The organism is Ruegeria sp. HKCCD9138, from assembly GCF_057220975.1.
The window spans coordinates 349,231-362,892 of sequence record NZ_JBWVAZ010000003.1 but is presented as its reverse complement, the minus strand read 5'-3'; the positions used below and the strand labels follow the sequence as shown (position 1 = coordinate 362,892).

Annotated in this window: 16 protein-coding genes; 3 read left to right on the top strand and 13 right to left on the bottom strand. The window is 58.5% G+C overall.

Annotation, left to right across the window (positions count from 1 at the left end; all coding sequences use genetic code 11):
• Positions 1–98: 98 nt before the first annotated feature.
• From AC2TEL_RS07590 to AC2TEL_RS07555, 8 genes are all read right to left on the bottom strand, one after another.
• Positions 99–1,331, bottom strand: a complete 1,233-nt coding sequence (locus AC2TEL_RS07590; protein ID WP_480902988.1) for a mandelate racemase/muconate lactonizing enzyme family protein — start codon at positions 1,329–1,331, stop codon at positions 99–101.
• 27 nt (positions 1,332–1,358) lie between these two features.
• The gene (locus AC2TEL_RS07585) at positions 1,359–2,447 is read right to left on the bottom strand and encodes a Zn-dependent alcohol dehydrogenase (RefSeq protein ID WP_480902987.1); all 1,089 of its coding nucleotides are present in this window, start codon (positions 2,445–2,447) and stop codon (positions 1,359–1,361) included.
• Positions 2,448–2,529: 82 nt separating this feature from the next.
• Entirely contained in the window at positions 2,530–3,729 is a 1,200-nt protein-coding gene (locus AC2TEL_RS07580; protein WP_480902986.1) for a TCR/Tet family MFS transporter, read from the bottom strand.
• A gap of 83 nt (positions 3,730–3,812) precedes the next feature.
• The gene (locus AC2TEL_RS07575) at positions 3,813–4,526 is read right to left on the bottom strand and encodes an alpha/beta fold hydrolase (RefSeq protein WP_480840909.1); all 714 of its coding nucleotides are present in this window, start codon (positions 4,524–4,526) and stop codon (positions 3,813–3,815) included.
• A 12-nt stretch (positions 4,527–4,538) separates the two neighbouring features.
• A complete protein-coding gene (pcaD, locus tag AC2TEL_RS07570) occupies positions 4,539–5,327 on the bottom strand; it encodes a 3-oxoadipate enol-lactonase (RefSeq protein ID WP_480840907.1) in 789 nt (262 codons plus the stop codon).
• A 74-nt stretch (positions 5,328–5,401) separates the two neighbouring features.
• A complete protein-coding gene (locus tag AC2TEL_RS07565; protein WP_480902984.1) occupies positions 5,402–6,376 on the bottom strand; it encodes a threonine ammonia-lyase in 975 nt (324 codons plus the stop codon).
• Complete coding sequence (locus AC2TEL_RS07560) at positions 6,373–7,200, bottom strand: alpha/beta fold hydrolase (protein ID WP_480902983.1); 828 nt, start codon at positions 7,198–7,200, stop codon at positions 6,373–6,375. Before AC2TEL_RS07560 ends, AC2TEL_RS07565 begins: the two co-directional genes overlap by 4 nt.
• Positions 7,200–7,886, bottom strand: a complete 687-nt coding sequence (locus tag AC2TEL_RS07555; RefSeq protein WP_480902981.1) for a haloacid dehalogenase type II — start codon at positions 7,884–7,886, stop codon at positions 7,200–7,202. The genes AC2TEL_RS07560 and AC2TEL_RS07555 overlap by 1 nt, the downstream gene beginning before the upstream one ends.
• A gap of 124 nt (positions 7,887–8,010) precedes the next feature.
• On the opposite strand from AC2TEL_RS07555, the gene AC2TEL_RS07550 reads away from it, so the two are divergent.
• Positions 8,011–8,439: an FKBP-type peptidyl-prolyl cis-trans isomerase gene (locus AC2TEL_RS07550; RefSeq protein ID WP_480840899.1), complete on the top strand. Its 429-nt coding sequence runs from the start codon at positions 8,011–8,013 to the stop codon at positions 8,437–8,439.
• 23 nt (positions 8,440–8,462) lie between these two features.
• Here AC2TEL_RS07550 and AC2TEL_RS07545 read toward each other — a convergent pair whose 3' ends face one another.
• The 4 genes from AC2TEL_RS07545 to fabA are packed head-to-tail and all read right to left on the bottom strand — an operon-like array spanning position 8,463 to position 11,269.
• Entirely contained in the window at positions 8,463–8,642 is a 180-nt protein-coding gene (locus tag AC2TEL_RS07545; protein ID WP_480840898.1) for a hypothetical protein, read from the bottom strand.
• 59 nt (positions 8,643–8,701) lie between these two features.
• Positions 8,702–9,493, bottom strand: a complete 792-nt coding sequence (locus AC2TEL_RS07540; protein WP_480902979.1) for an enoyl-ACP reductase FabI — start codon at positions 9,491–9,493, stop codon at positions 8,702–8,704.
• Positions 9,494–9,498: 5 nt separating this feature from the next.
• Complete coding sequence (fabB, locus tag AC2TEL_RS07535) at positions 9,499–10,728, bottom strand: beta-ketoacyl-ACP synthase I (protein WP_480840895.1); 1,230 nt, start codon at positions 10,726–10,728, stop codon at positions 9,499–9,501.
• A gap of 31 nt (positions 10,729–10,759) precedes the next feature.
• Positions 10,760–11,269, bottom strand: a complete 510-nt coding sequence (gene fabA, locus AC2TEL_RS07530; RefSeq protein ID WP_480902977.1) for a bifunctional 3-hydroxydecanoyl-ACP dehydratase/trans-2-decenoyl-ACP isomerase — start codon at positions 11,267–11,269, stop codon at positions 10,760–10,762.
• Between the two features lie 188 nt (positions 11,270–11,457).
• On the opposite strand from fabA, the gene irrA reads away from it, so the two are divergent.
• Positions 11,458–11,877 (top strand): iron response transcriptional regulator IrrA, encoded by a 420-nt coding sequence (gene irrA, locus AC2TEL_RS07525; RefSeq protein WP_480902976.1) that lies wholly within the window; start codon positions 11,458–11,460, stop codon positions 11,875–11,877.
• Here irrA and AC2TEL_RS07520 read toward each other — a convergent pair whose 3' ends face one another.
• Complete coding sequence (locus AC2TEL_RS07520) at positions 11,878–12,774, bottom strand: LysR family transcriptional regulator (RefSeq protein ID WP_480902974.1); 897 nt, start codon at positions 12,772–12,774, stop codon at positions 11,878–11,880.
• An 85-nt stretch (positions 12,775–12,859) separates the two neighbouring features.
• Here AC2TEL_RS07520 and AC2TEL_RS07515 point away from each other — a divergent pair, with 85 nt between their 5' ends.
• Positions 12,860–13,657, top strand: coding sequence for a phytanoyl-CoA dioxygenase family protein (locus tag AC2TEL_RS07515; protein WP_480902972.1), 798 nt, complete (start codon positions 12,860–12,862; stop codon positions 13,655–13,657).
• The last annotated feature ends 5 nt before the right edge of the window (positions 13,658–13,662 follow it).

Genomic DNA, 13,662 nt, shown 5'->3' with positions numbered 1-13,662 from the left:
TCGGCGGAAGATGAGACGAAGTGGTGTTTTGAACAGTCACGCAAGAACCGGATTGCAATGAGTGGTTGATGCAATATGCCGTATTTCCTTGAGCTTTGTCACCCCTCCCGCGCCGGAGCCCCGCCTTGAAAAGCGTTACCGTTGACGTAATCGCAAGGATCTTCCTGCATCTGAAGGTGCAACCCGTCGCCGGCATACGGGTGCGCGCGGGCCAGATCTTCATCGATTTCAATGCCCAAACCCGGCGCCGAGGGTGCAGGCACAAAGCCGTCCTGCACATTGATTGATCCTTTGATCAGTTGGGCATGGAACGGGGTTTCGATGGTTTCCAGCAACAACAGGTTCGGAATCGAGGCCGCAAGATGGACATTGGCGGCCCATTCTACAGGACCGGCATAAAGATGCGGCGCCATCTGGGCGTTGAACACTTCGGCGATGGCTGCAACCTTCTTCATTTCCCAGATGCCACCCGCGCGACCCAAGGCAGGCTGCAGGATTTCCGCAGCCCCCGCGCGAAGAACGGCCCCGAACTCGGCTTTGGTTGTCATGCGCTCTCCGGTCGCCACCGGTATGCGGACATTGCGCGCGACGCGGGCCATATCCTCGATCATGTCCGGAGGTGTGGGTTCTTCGAACCACAGCGGAGAGTAGGGCTCCAACGCCTGACCCAGACGAATTGCGCCGGCAGTGTTGAACTGGCCATGAGTGCCGAACAGCAGGTCGGCCCTGTCGCCAACCGCCTCGCGGATTGCTTTGCAGAACGCGACCGACATCGAGATATCGGACATCGCAGGCATATGCCCACCCCGGATCGTGTAGGGCCCGGCCGGATCGAATTTCACTGCCGTAAACCCTTGTCTGACCATTTCGACCGCGCATTCGGCGGCCTGGTCCGGTGATGTCCAGAAGTCGGTCAGATTATGCCGGGGAAGGGGATAAAGATATGTGTAGGCGCGGATGCGATCATTCACCAGCCCGCCGAGCAGTGCGTAGACCGGCCTGTCGCGATCCTTTCCCAGTATGTCCCAGCACGCAATCTCCAGCCCCGAAAACGCGCCCATCACCGTCAGGTCCGGGCGTTGGGTAAAGCCGCTCGAATAGGCGCGGCGGAACATCAGTTCAATGTTTTCGGGGTTTTCGCCGGCCATATGCCGGTCAAAGACATCGCGGATCACATGGCGCATGGCTTCCGGACCAACAGACGAAGCATAGCATTCGCCCCAACCCGTGATCCCGGTGTCGGTTGTCACTTTGACCAATATCCAATAGCGCCCACCCCAGCCCGGCGCGGGTGGGGCGGTGACGATGATATCAAGATCCTGCAGTTTCATCTGATGTCCTTTCGCCGCGACTTGGCCCTAGTCGAACATGATCACGTTGCGTTTGGCTGAACCGGTCTTGGTGTCCTCAATCGCTTCGTTGATCTGCGACAGGGTCCAGCGGCCCGAGATCAACTCGTCCAGTTTCAACCGTCCTTGTTCGTAGAGGTCAATCATCCACGGGATATCGCGCTGGATGACCACGTCACCCATTTTTGAGCCGATCAGACCTTGCCCCAATGCGGCCAGAATAACGGGCTCATAGGTGGACTGATCACCCGAATGCGGCATTCCGATCATAATCGCTTTGCCGCCCCGACCCAGATAACGTGGTGCCTGATCATAGGCTGGAATTGCCCCCACGGTGATCAGAACCGCGTCCGCGCCTCGGCCTCCCATGGCTTTGTAGGCAGCTTTCCATGGTTCTTTGCGGCTGGCCAGCACACCATCCGTGGCGCCAAATTCGCGGGCGATTTCAAGTTTCTCTTCGGTCATGTCCACCGCTACGATGCGGCGCGCACCGGCAATGCGCGCGCCTTGAATGGCGTTCAGCCCAACGCCTCCAGCGCCGATCACAACCACATCCTGACCCGCGCGCAACCCGGCGGCGTTTACGGCCGCGCCGACACCGGTGATGACCCCACAAGACAGAAGGCTCGCCACGTCCTTGGGCATGGTCTCGGGTATCTTTACGATCTGACGATGACTGACCACGACCTTTTCTGCAAAGGCACCGCAAGCCATTGCCTGCTCCAGTGGTCCACCGTCTGCCGTGCGCAACGGACCTTTGACTGTGTCATGGGGCGTTTCGCAAATGGTGGGTTTACCGCCCGCGCAGGAGGGGCAGGACCCACACGCCCGGATCAGTGTGACGACAACGGAATCGCCGATCCTGAAATCACCGGCATTGTCACCCAGCGCTGTGATGACTCCTGCGGCCTCGTGCCCATAGACGGCGGGCAGAAACCCGCCCCAGGCACCGCTGGCATAAGTAATGTCCGAGTGGCAGATTGCCACCGCATCCAGAGTAACTTCGACCTCACCCAAGCCGGGCGGGGCGATCTGGATTTCTTCGATGACCAAGGGTTTGCCGAACGCGCGGCAAACGGCTGCTTTGATGGATTGCATATCTGTCCCCGTTTCCAGTTCTGGCCACGGTGACCTTTCGCGCAGCGACCTGCAAGACGGTTTCCGTCACGACCATGTCGTTTTACGCTACAGCCCGCGCGGGGCGCAGGAACAGCATGAGTCCAATAAGCATCAGGACAAGCGCCAGCAGGAATGGCGCGCCCGGCAAGTAGATCAAAGCACCCGGTTCGGCAAATTTTGCAAAGACGTAGGTCATCATCAGCGGTGAGACTATCATCGACAATGCGTGCAGCGCAGCCAGCACGCCCTGCAACTCGCCTTGTTGCGAATCCGGAGTTGCCTTGGACATCATCGCCTGCAGTGCTGGCGTAACAACTGCGCCCAGGGCAGTCACGGGTATCAGCATCAGGGCAATGAAGCCGTTTGTAAGAAAGGCCAAAAGGACAAAACTGACGATCTCGAACCCCATGCCCCAGATGATCGTCACCCTTTCCCCCAGATGCCGCGTCGCCGGCCGGATCAACCCGCCTTGAACCGCAGCCATGCCGAGCCCATAAACGGCCAAGGACAGCCCGATCATCTGCGGAGACCACCCAAAACGTTCGAGCGTGAAATAGGACCAGATCGCCGGGTAGACGTAAATCGAAACGGAATACAGGAAATAGACCCACAGAAGCGGTCTAATGCCTGGCAGGGCAGCAACAGCCTTCAGCGCTCCGGCCGGATTCGCCCGTCTCCAACGAAAGGGTCGTCTGTTCTTGTCCGTGACAGTTTCCGGCATCACCAGCAAACCGACCAGAAACCCGAAGGCCGAGAGGCCCGCGGCGGCCCAAAAGGGTGCACGCGTTCCAAATTCACCCAATAACCCGCCCATCAAAGGCCCCAGAACAAACCCAAGCCCGAAAGCCGCGCCCAACAGACCGAAATTCGCGGCCTTTTCGTGAGGTTTCGAGACATCGGCCATGAATGCCGCCGCCGTGGAGTGCGTGGCGGCAGTTATGCCTCCGACAATGCGGCCGGCCAGCAACAACCAGATGCTTCCTGCAATGGCCATCACCACATAGTCCAGAGCCATGACAAACAGCGACACAAGCAATACCGTTCTGCGCCCGTAGGCATCCGAGAGGTTGCCAAGAACCGGTCCGAACAGAAATTGCATGGTGGCAAAGGCTGTACTGAGAACACCACCCCATATGGCCGCGCTGGCCAGCGTGCCGCCCTGCACATCCACGATCAGTTGCGGCATGATGGGCAGGACCAGACCGATGCCCATCGCGTCGATCATCACGGTTCCAAGAACGAATAGAAATGGCAGGCGCATGGGAATCCAAAGCTGGTTCGTAGCCGGACCCTAGCCCCGGTAATGCGCCGTGAAAAGAGATGTACTGTTGGTCAAACGCACCGTCACATCCGTCTTGCAACCCGGTCGATCAGTTCAGCCAATTGCCCGGGATGAGAGAAAAAGGGCGAATGTGAACTGTCTATGGTCAATCGCTGATCCGGGTCGGCGCATTGGCTCATCTGCGCCTGATATTCCGTTGGAACTGTTCTGTCGTCAGTAGAGCGGATGTAGGCTTTTGGCACCTTGTCAAAGTTGTCACCGGTAACCAAAGGCGTGTTCTGCGGCCGGATTGCCTGTGGGCACATGCGAGCCAGGGCATAGGTCACGACCTCCGAAGGGCAATCGTGATAAAACAGGCTCTGAACCCGGTCGGGGAGCACACTGTAGGACAGTCCGTCTGCAGATTTCTCGACCGCGTCGACTATCAGTTGACGGGGCGCGCGTTTGCGCATCTCGACCATGGACAGCCCGGATTGGGGCACATAGGCGCTTTGGTAGATCAACCCGCGCATGGCGCCCGGATCTGCTTCGGCCGCAGCGCTGATCGGATAACCGCCCCAGGAATGGCCATATATGATCGTGTCCGGTGTCGAGGCGGCCAGAACAGTGTCGCGGCACAGGTCCAGTGTGACGTCGGCAATCGGCGTTGGATCGGAACCGTGGCTTGGCAAGTCGATGGCACGGGCAGTGTGGCCCAGCGCCCTTAGTTCAGGAGCCAGATCGCGCCAGCACCACGCACCGTGGCACGAGCCGTGGACCAACAAGAAATCCGCCATGACTTTTCTTCCTCAAATGTGCCCAATCTCAGTCAGAAATTCTGTGAGCAAGGCCGCGTATTCTGTGGGTCGCTCGACACAGGGCAGATGTCCGGCTTTTCGGATCAGTTCAAACCGAGAGCCCGGGATCAGATCAACCGTTTCACGCACCAGATCAGGAGGGGTCGAGCCGTCTTCGCTGCCGGCAATTCCCAGCGTCGGCAGGCGCAATCCGCTGGTGGGCGTGTAGAAATCGGTGCCCGATACCGCGGCGCAGCAGCCTAAAAACCCTTCCAGTGGTTGCCGGACCATCATATTGCGCCAGAGGGTCATCCGGGCGCTTGCTTGGAAGGACTTCGAAAACCAGCGCTCCATGGTGGCATCCGCCAAAGCTTCGACACCGCCCGCGCGTGCTGCCGCAATACGTTCGTCCCAGATCGCGGGCGTGCCGATCTTGGCCGCCGTGTTGGACAACACCAATGCACGGATCTGATCCAGGCGCTTAACGGCCAAGCCCTGCGCGATCATGCCGCCGATGGACAGGCCGACAAAAACGCAGTCCTTGACCTGAAGATGATCCAGCAGCCTTTCGGTGTCCCGGACCAGGCTTCCCATGGAGTATGGGCCAGGAGGTTGAGACGACAATCCGTGTCCGCGTTTGTCAAAGCGAATGATGCGCAGACCTTTGGGCAAAAACGGCAACACCGGATCCCACAGGCGCAAGTCGGTTCCCAGCGAGTTGGCAAACACCAGAGGCGCGCCATCTTCCTCGCCGTCGATTCGATAGTGTAGACCCACGTCTCCGAGGTCGGCGAATTGCATGGTTATGGTCCCCGTGAGCTCAGCTTGCTGAGCGAATTTCTGTTGCCGAAGTTTGCACCTGTTGCATCTGATTGTCAGGTCAGGAATTCCAACGCTTGCGCAAAAATCCGCGGGTCCACGTTGCCGCCCGAGGCCACGACGATCACAGCGTCGCCTTCGATGTCGTTCTTGCGGAACAGGGCCGACGCCAGAGAAACAGCGCCGCCTGGTTCCAACACGATCTTCAGCCGCAGAAAGGCCAGCGCCATGGCTCGCAGAGCCTCTTGTTCAGACACGGAAAATCCTGGCCCGCAAAGACGTTTCAGGATGGGAAACGTGATTTCACCCGGGTGTGGCGTCAAAATCGCGTCGCAAATGTTTCCTGACGCGGCATTGTTGTTTTGAATGCGTCCGGCAGCCAGCGAGCGTTTGACGTCATCGAACCCTTCCGGCTCACATGGACGAGGACGTAAACCCGGGGCGTGACCTTCCAATGCCAGTGCAATGCCCGAGGTCAAACCGCCGCCCCCGCAACAAATCAGAACATCCGCCTCTGTCACACCCAACTCTTGCACCTGCCGTGCCAGTTCAAGCCCTGCGGTGCCTTGCCCGGCAATGACCTGCGGTTCGTCATACGGGCGGATCAGGGTCAGACCCCGCTGATCCGCCAAGGCTTCGCCGATCTCTTCCCGGCTTTCGTTGGCGCGGTCATACAGCACCACTTCGGCCCCCAATGCGCGGGTGTTTTCGATTTTCAACTGTGGCGCGTCCGAGGGCATGACAATGACCGACGACACACCATGCAACGAGGCGGCATAGGCAACGCCTTGGGCATGGTTGCCCGACGAATAGGCGATGACCCCGCGTTTGCGGGCAGTCTCATCCAGCGCCGAAATGGCTGACCACGCGCCGCGAAACTTGAAGCTGCCGGTGTGTTGCAGGCATTCCGGTTTTACCAGAACCCGGCGGCCTGCGATTTCGTCCAGAAAGGGCGATGTCAGAATCGGCGTTTCGCGCACGTGCCCTTGCAGCCGCAAGGCAGCGGCCTCAATCATTTCCAACGTACTCATGGTTTGCTCAATACCTTGCGTATCAGATCAAGTGACTCAGGCTCGTCCAGAAATGGAACATGGCCGCGATCCGGCACCTCGGCCGAGATCAGGCCAGGATGCCGGTTATGCATTTCCGTCAGTGTCTCCGCCCCCAGAACGTCTGAGTTTACGCCCCGGATCACACCGGTCGGAATGTCGCGCAATGCTTCGAAAAACAACCACAGATCTGGGACAGCGCCTGTTGCGGACTGCTCGATCAAGGCGGTACGCAGGGCCGGGTCATATCGCAGCGCAAGCCCCGCTTCGGTCACGGAATATTGCACTTCGGCCTGCTGGCGCCATCTTTCCAACGGAACACCGGGAAAGCGCGTTTCCATCGACAGTTTTAGTGCCTGCGCGGCTTCGTCATAAGACTTTGCGGTCGGTTGCTTGCCGACGTAGTCCATGATCTGGGCGATTCCTGAGGGTTCGATCACCGGTCCGACATCATTGAGAATGACCCGCGCCAACCGTTCAGGGTGGCTGGCGGCTAGCGCCATAGCGATCAGGCCGCCGCGGGATGTTCCCAGAACGCTGACTTTGTTCAGGCTCAGGTGATCGAGCAATTCGATAGCATCATGGGATTCGCGGAAGATGTTGTAATTCATGAAATCCGGATCAAAGTCAGACTGACCACGCCCGCGATAATCCATCGTGATCATCCGCATGTCAGACATATGCGGCGCCAAATAACCAAAGTCGCGACCTGTTCGGGTCAAACCGGCCAGACACAAAACCGGTAACCCGGTACCCGCGTCCTCATAGTGAATGCGCTTTCCGTCGGTCGTGGTGAAAAATGCCATTACAGCCCAGCCAGTTCAGGAATTGTTGTCAGATCCGAAAGCACATGGGCGGGCGTCCAGGGCAGGCGATCCATCGGCTCTTTCGCCCGATTCACCCACGCGGTGACAAATCCATACCCGCTGGCCCCGGCTGCGTCCCATCCGTTCGAGCTGACGAACAGGACTTCATCACGGGCGCAACCAAACCTCTGTTGAACCAGATCGTAGACCCGCGCGTGCGGTTTGAAGATACCGACACTTTCGACCGACAATACATCGTCAAGCACGCTGCCGATCCCGGCGGATTGCACCGCACCATCCAGCATCGGCGGGGAGCCATTGGAGAGGATGGCGGTCTGCTTCCCTCCGGCCTGGAGAGCAGCCAGCATCGCAGGTACTTCGGGATACGCCTGTAGCTGCCAATACAGGTCCAGCAACCTCTGACGCAGGGCGGCGTCACCTTGAAGGCCGGTTGCCTCCAACGCCCAATCCAGGCCGTCTTGCGTGACGTCCCAGAAATCGGCATGGGCGTCAGTGACGGCACGTAACCAGGTATATTGCAGCTGTTTCAGGCGCCAGTGGTTGGCCAACTCGGGCCATTTGTTCAGCAAGGCCTCAAAGCCGGGCTCAGCCGCAGCCTGACGCGCGGCAGCCGCCACGTCGAACAACGTACCATAGGCGTCGAATACACAAGTGGTGATTGCCATCTGCTCCTCCCCTGATCGGGCGCAGGTAAGCATAACCACCGCGTGGGTTAAAGGGCATAGGGTTTACAATACAGTTTGAAACCCTAGGCTGCGCGGTTCATTCCCCTTGAGGCCGGAGGCCACCATGACCGCTATCAAACAAGGCGACACCGTTCGCATCCACTACACAGGAACGTTGCTGGACGGTAAAGTGTTCGACAGTTCCGAAGGACGCGACCCGCTGGAGTTCGTGGTCGGCTCGGGACAGATCATCCCCGGTCTGGATGCCGCGCTACCCGGTATGGAAATCGGTGAGAAAAAGCGTGTCGAGATTGCCTGCGTTGATGCCTATGGCCCGATCAATCCCGGGATGCGACAAGAAATTCCGCGCGAGGGTATTCCTGACGATATCCCGCTGGAGCCCGGTACTCAGTTGCAGATGCAGACGCCGCAGGGGCAGGCCGTGCCTGTTACCGTGGTCGAAGCAGACGAGGCCACTGTGATGCTGGATGCAAACCATCCGCTGGCCGGACAGGACCTGGTGTTCGATTTCGAAATCGTTTCGATCAACTGAGCGGACCGCTCAAAGATCGATACCTAGCCAATCAACGCTTCGATCGCCCCAACGACCTCTGGCTGCGTGAAAAATACAAACGCGGTCAGCAGGGCGATCAGGGTGACCAGCAGCGCGCGAGCGCGCCCACCGCGAATCCCGGGTGTCTTTGTCGCGTGCGGAACGCGGCCGTTACTGGCTAGGATGTGGTCAACTTTGCTCATGATCCAATCCCTGCCGCCCAAAGATGGTTAAATCTGGGCGTTGGCAGGGAAAGTTATGGTCACATGGATTCGGGTTGTGGCATGCCCAATATGTGGTACCCGCCATCCACACGGATAATCTCACCCGTTGTATAGGCACCGGCATCCGACGCCAGATAGACAGCGGTGCCGCCCACAGCTTCAAGCGTCGCATTTGAGCGCATAGGTGCATTCTGGTCGCAGAACTTGTAGGTTTTGCGTGCTCCGCCGATGGCGGCCCCGGCCAGCGTCTTCATAGGACCGGGAGAGATCGCGTTCACGCGGATGCCTTCGGGGCCCAGATCGTTGGCCAGATAACGTGTGGCCGATTCCAGCGCGGCCTTGGCGACGCCCATCACGTTGTAGTTCGGAACAACCTTGTTCGAGCCCTGATAGGTCAGGGTCAGCAGTGTGCCTCCAGTATCCTTCATCAACGGATAGGCGCGGCGCGCGACTTCGATAAAGGAATAGGCGGATACGTCCAGCGAGTGTTTGAAATTGGCCCTTGTGGTGTTCAGGAACCGGCCCGTCAATTCGGATTTGTCCGAATAGGCGATGGCGTGAACCACAAAATCGATGGTTGGCCAGCGTGCAGCCAGTTCACCAAATGCGCGGTCCAGGGACTCATCGTCGGTTACATCCGCATCGACCATGAAGTCGCTGCCGAGGCTTTGGGCCAGCGGCTCAAGCCGTTTGCCGAAGGCTTCGCCCTGATAAGTGAATGCAAGTTCGGCGCCTGCCTCGTGCATAGCCTTGGCAATGCCCCACGCAATCGAGCGGTCATTGGCAACGCCCATGATCAGGCCGCGTTTACCCTTTAGAAGTTCCGACATCACATTCACCCGTTATACTTTGACAGAACCATGGATCCGTTGGTGCCACCAAAGCCGAAGCTATTGGTCATCACGCTGTCCAGTCCTGCGTTTTCAACTACTTGAGTAGCAATTTCACCGGGCAGGATGCCTTCGGCAAGTGTGTCGACGTTGATCGACGGAGTAATGAAGTCATGGTGCAACATCAGCAGGCAGAAAATCGCCTCAAGCGCACCGGCCGCGCCCTGTGCGTGGCCTGTCATTGATTTTGTAGAAGAAATCGGTGGCACATTGCCTTCGCCAAAGATGCGGCGGACGGCCTCAACCTCACCCACATCGCCGACCGGGGTCGAGGTGCCGTGGGCGTTGATGTACCCGACCTTGCGCCCTTCGGGCAGGGTCGACAGGGCCAGGCGCATCGCGCGTTCACCGCCCTCGCCGGACGGGGCGACCATGTCATGGCCGTCCGAGGTGGCGGCATATCCGGTGACCTCGGCATAGATCTTGGCGCCACGAGCCAGCGCGTGGTCCAGATCCTCGAGCACAACGATCCCGCCACCGCCGGAGATCACAAATCCGTCGCGGTTTTCGTCAAACGCGCGCGAGGCTTTTTCGGGCGTATCGTTGTATTTCGACGACATCGCACCCATCGCGTCGAACAGGCAGGACAGGGTCCAGTCCAGTTCCTCTCCGCCGCCGGCAAACATCACGTCCTGCTTGCCCAGCATGATCTGTTCGGCCGCATTGCCGATACAGTGCAGCGAGGTCGAGCAAGCCGACGTGATCGAATAGTTGATGCCCTTGATCTTGAACGCTGTCGCGAGGTTCGCAGAGATCGTCGAGCACATGCATTTCGGAACCGCGAACGGGCCGATGCGCTTTGTTGCGCCGGTTTTCAGTACGGTCTGGTGCGCGGTCAGCATCGCGCTGGTCGACGGGCCACCGGACCCGGCTACAAGCCCAGTGCGCGGGTTGACGACTTGTTCTTCGGTCAGACCTGCATCCGCAATCGCCTGGTTCATGGCAATATGGGCATATGCTGCGCCGGGGCCCATGAAACGCAGGGTGCGCTTGTCCACATGCTCGGTCACGTCGATCTTGAGCGATCCGGCGATCTGGCTGCGGAAGCCATGCTCGACCATTTGCTCATTGGCCTCGATCCCGGATTTGCCGGCTTTGAGTGAGGCCAGAACCTCTTCGGCATTGTTCCCGATGGAGGAGACGACCCCCAACCCGGTGACAACTACTCGACGCATGTGCGTGCTCCTTATTTCGGGCCGGTCAGGCTCAGGCTTCGGACAGAACGACTTTCATGTCTTTGACGTCGTAAATCATTTCGCCGTCCGCTTCGACGATACCATCAGCCACACCCATGGTCAGGCGGCGGGTCTGAATCGCCTTTTTGAAATCGATTTTGTAGGTCAGCATCTTGCGGTCCGGGCGCACCATGCCGGTCAGCTTGACCTCACCGACACCGACGGCCATTCCGCGACCCTGCCAGCCACGCCAGCCCAGGTTGAAGCCGGTCAACTGCCACAAACCGTCCAGCCCCAGACAGCCGGGCATGATCGGGTTGCCGGGAAAGTGGCAGTCAAAAAACCAAAGGTCCGGCGTCACATCAAACTCAGCGATTACATGACCTTTGCCATGCGCTCCGCCATCACCCGAAATATCGGTGATCCGGTCCATCATCAGCATGGGCGGAGCAGGTAACTGCGCGTTGCCCGGGCCGAATAATTCGCCACGGGCGCATTTCAGCAGATCGTCCTTGTCAAAACTGCTCGGGAATTGGGCCATTCTGCCGCCTCTCCTGCCAGGGGTCCGTTCGTCATATCTGGCCTCGTCTATCACCCGTAGGCAAGGTCCTGCAAGAGCGCCACGCCACATCTTGTTGTGCCTACGATATTCTTTGCGAATGAATTTCATTTGAAATTGCAGGCCGAGCGCACCTATATATACAGTCAGCAACAACAGGTATCGGATTCATGACACCTCAGAGCCGAGAAATCGCGACAAACTGGCTGGTCGACGCCGGATTGCGGCCGACGCGTCAGCGCGTTGCGTTGGCAGAGTTGCTTGTCGGTGACGGGCGCCATCGCCACGTGACGGCCGAAAGCCTTTTCGAGTCCGCAAAGCGCAACGGTGACGCCGTTTCGCTGGCAACGGTCTACAACACATTGCGGGCGTTCTGTGAGGCCGGCGTGTTGCAGGAAATTACCGTAGATGGCTCAAAAAGCTATTTCGACACCAACACCCATGACCACCCACATTTCTTCTGGGAAGACGAAAGCCGGTTGAGCGATGCGCCGTCGGACCAGTTGGTGATCCAACGCCTGCCCGAGGCGCCGGAAGGCGTCGAGATTGCATCGGTGGATGTGGTGATCCGTCTGCGTAAGAAGCAGTAGTCAAAGCTTTCTCAGGCCATTTTTCAACGCTTTTCGGGCACCGGTAACAACCGTGCCGGCCGGGCCGGTGCCGTGCAATGCCAGAACTGCGGATTCTGTAGCATCCGAATTGCTGATTGGAACACTGGTTAGCCGCATGCGGTCGTAGCTGAAGTTGCCGGGTGGATTCGCATAGCTGATGCCAATCCCCTCGCCATGAGCTGCCAGGCTCCGTTGTATTTCCAGCGAAGCGGCGCGATGTGCAACGGTCGGATGCAAGCCGTTGCGTCTGAACAACCCCAAAACATGTTGGGCCGACAACCCCTCCTGAGACAGAATCAGAGGGTAACGTTCAAGGTCTTCGAGTGTGATGTCCTCGGCCGCTGCCAGTGGATGATCCGGTGCCATTAGCGCGTGCGGAGTGCTTTCAAAAAGCTTGTCACGTGTAAAACCTGCGTCCATCCCAAGATCATAAGTGATTGCCAGATCGATCTGCCCGTCAACGAGCCCGTTGATAAGTCCTTCGAACCGATCAACGATACTGCTTACCTCGGCATCCGGAAGGTGGTGGCGTAACAGATGCAGAGCAGGGGCCAGTATGAAAGGTGCCAGATCCACGAAGCACCCCAGTCTCAGGCGGTTTGAACCTGTGCGAAGTTGTTCTGATCCTTCCAGCCGAGCCGCACCTTGCAAGAGCGCTTCGGCCTCTTCGACGAAAACACGCCCTTGTGGCGTCAAAGCCATCGCAGCGCCACGACGGCGGACAAAAAGCTGATACCCCAAGTGTGCTTCGACACGGGTCAGTGCGTTCGACAAAGCAGGTTGGGACACATTCAGAGCCTGGGCCGCTGCGGACAGGCTGCCAAACTGGCCAATCGCGCAAACGTACTCATACTGGCGCAGGGAAATATATAACATGAAGTTAATGCTTACTTTGAAAGATATGATTTGAACAGACGTACTTTTCATGCGCAGATCAGTCAGCTTTTCCATGGAGACTGACATGCCCCATCCCCTCGTGACCCAAGAGATGATCGACACCTATCAGGATGACGGTGTGGTCCTGATCAAGGGCCTTTTTGTTGATCACGTAGACACTCTGCGGGACGGGGTTGCGGCAAATATGGCAGAGCCCGGCCCGTATGCGTCCGAGAACCAGAAGGAAGGTGAAACTGGTCGCTTCTTCGATGACTACTGCAACTGGACGCGCATTCCGCAGTTTCGTGAGGTGATTGAAACGTCTCCTGCCGCCGAAGTGGCCGCAGATCTGATGCAGTCGCAGACGGTTCAGATGTTCCATGATCACGTGTTGGTCAAGGAACCGGGAACCTCGATGTCAACGCCGTGGCATCAGGACGGACCGTATTATTTCGTCGAAGGCCAGCAGACGATCAGCTTCTGGTCGCCGCTGGACCCGGTGAAACAGGCAACATTGCGCTGTGTCGCCGGGTCACATCGTTGGGAAAAAGAAGTTTTGCCCACGCGTTGGGTTTCGGAGGAGGGTTACTTTCCGGATGAAGGCCAGTACATCCCCGTGCCTGACCCGGATGCCGAGGGCATGAAAGTGGTCGAATTCGAGATGGAGCCCGGCGATGCGGTGGCTTTCAACTATCGCACGCTGCATGGGGCGCGTGGCAATCAGTCCGACAGCCGGCGCCGGGCATTTTCGCTGCGTCTGGTCGGAGACGATGCGCGATATGTCGAACGTCCGGGACGGACTTCGCCCCCATTTCCTGGCCATGACATGACGCCGGGTCAGCGTTTGCGCGAAGACTGGTTCCCGGTGCTTCTAAAACGTTGACAGGA

What these genes read in the sequence shown, in the direction of transcription:
- AC2TEL_RS07550 (WP_480840899.1), top strand. Translation starts at nt 8,011, where the DNA reads ATGACCGCTATCAAACAAGGCGACACCGTTCGCATCCACTACACAGGA.
- AC2TEL_RS07585 (WP_480902987.1), bottom strand. Translation starts at nt 2,447, where the DNA reads ATGCAATCCATCAAAGCAGCCGTTTGCCGCGCGTTCGGCAAACCCTTG.
- AC2TEL_RS07540 (WP_480902979.1), bottom strand. Translation starts at nt 9,493, where the DNA reads ATGTCGGAACTTCTAAAGGGTAAACGCGGCCTGATCATGGGCGTTGCC.
- AC2TEL_RS07575 (WP_480840909.1), bottom strand. Translation starts at nt 4,526, where the DNA reads ATGGCGGATTTCTTGTTGGTCCACGGCTCGTGCCACGGTGCGTGGTGC.
- AC2TEL_RS07555 (WP_480902981.1), bottom strand. Translation starts at nt 7,886, where the DNA reads ATGGCAATCACCACTTGTGTATTCGACGCCTATGGTACGTTGTTCGAC.
- pcaD (WP_480840907.1), bottom strand. Translation starts at nt 5,327, where the DNA reads ATGCAATTCGCCGACCTCGGAGACGTGGGTCTACACTATCGAATCGAC.
- fabA (WP_480902977.1), bottom strand. Translation starts at nt 11,269, where the DNA reads ATGGCCCAATTCCCGAGCAGTTTTGACAAGGACGATCTGCTGAAATGC.
- AC2TEL_RS07590 (WP_480902988.1), bottom strand. Translation starts at nt 1,331, where the DNA reads ATGAAACTGCAGGATCTTGATATCATCGTCACCGCCCCACCCGCGCCG.
- AC2TEL_RS07520 (WP_480902974.1), bottom strand. Translation starts at nt 12,774, where the DNA reads ATGTTATATATTTCCCTGCGCCAGTATGAGTACGTTTGCGCGATTGGC.
- AC2TEL_RS07560 (WP_480902983.1), bottom strand. Translation starts at nt 7,200, where the DNA reads ATGGCATTTTTCACCACGACCGACGGAAAGCGCATTCACTATGAGGAC.
- AC2TEL_RS07565 (WP_480902984.1), bottom strand. Translation starts at nt 6,376, where the DNA reads ATGAGTACGTTGGAAATGATTGAGGCCGCTGCCTTGCGGCTGCAAGGG.
- AC2TEL_RS07515 (WP_480902972.1), top strand. Translation starts at nt 12,860, where the DNA reads ATGCCCCATCCCCTCGTGACCCAAGAGATGATCGACACCTATCAGGAT.
- fabB (WP_480840895.1), bottom strand. Translation starts at nt 10,728, where the DNA reads ATGCGTCGAGTAGTTGTCACCGGGTTGGGGGTCGTCTCCTCCATCGGG.
- AC2TEL_RS07545 (WP_480840898.1), bottom strand. Translation starts at nt 8,642, where the DNA reads ATGAGCAAAGTTGACCACATCCTAGCCAGTAACGGCCGCGTTCCGCAC.
- irrA (WP_480902976.1), top strand. Translation starts at nt 11,458, where the DNA reads ATGACACCTCAGAGCCGAGAAATCGCGACAAACTGGCTGGTCGACGCC.
- AC2TEL_RS07580 (WP_480902986.1), bottom strand. Translation starts at nt 3,729, where the DNA reads ATGCGCCTGCCATTTCTATTCGTTCTTGGAACCGTGATGATCGACGCG.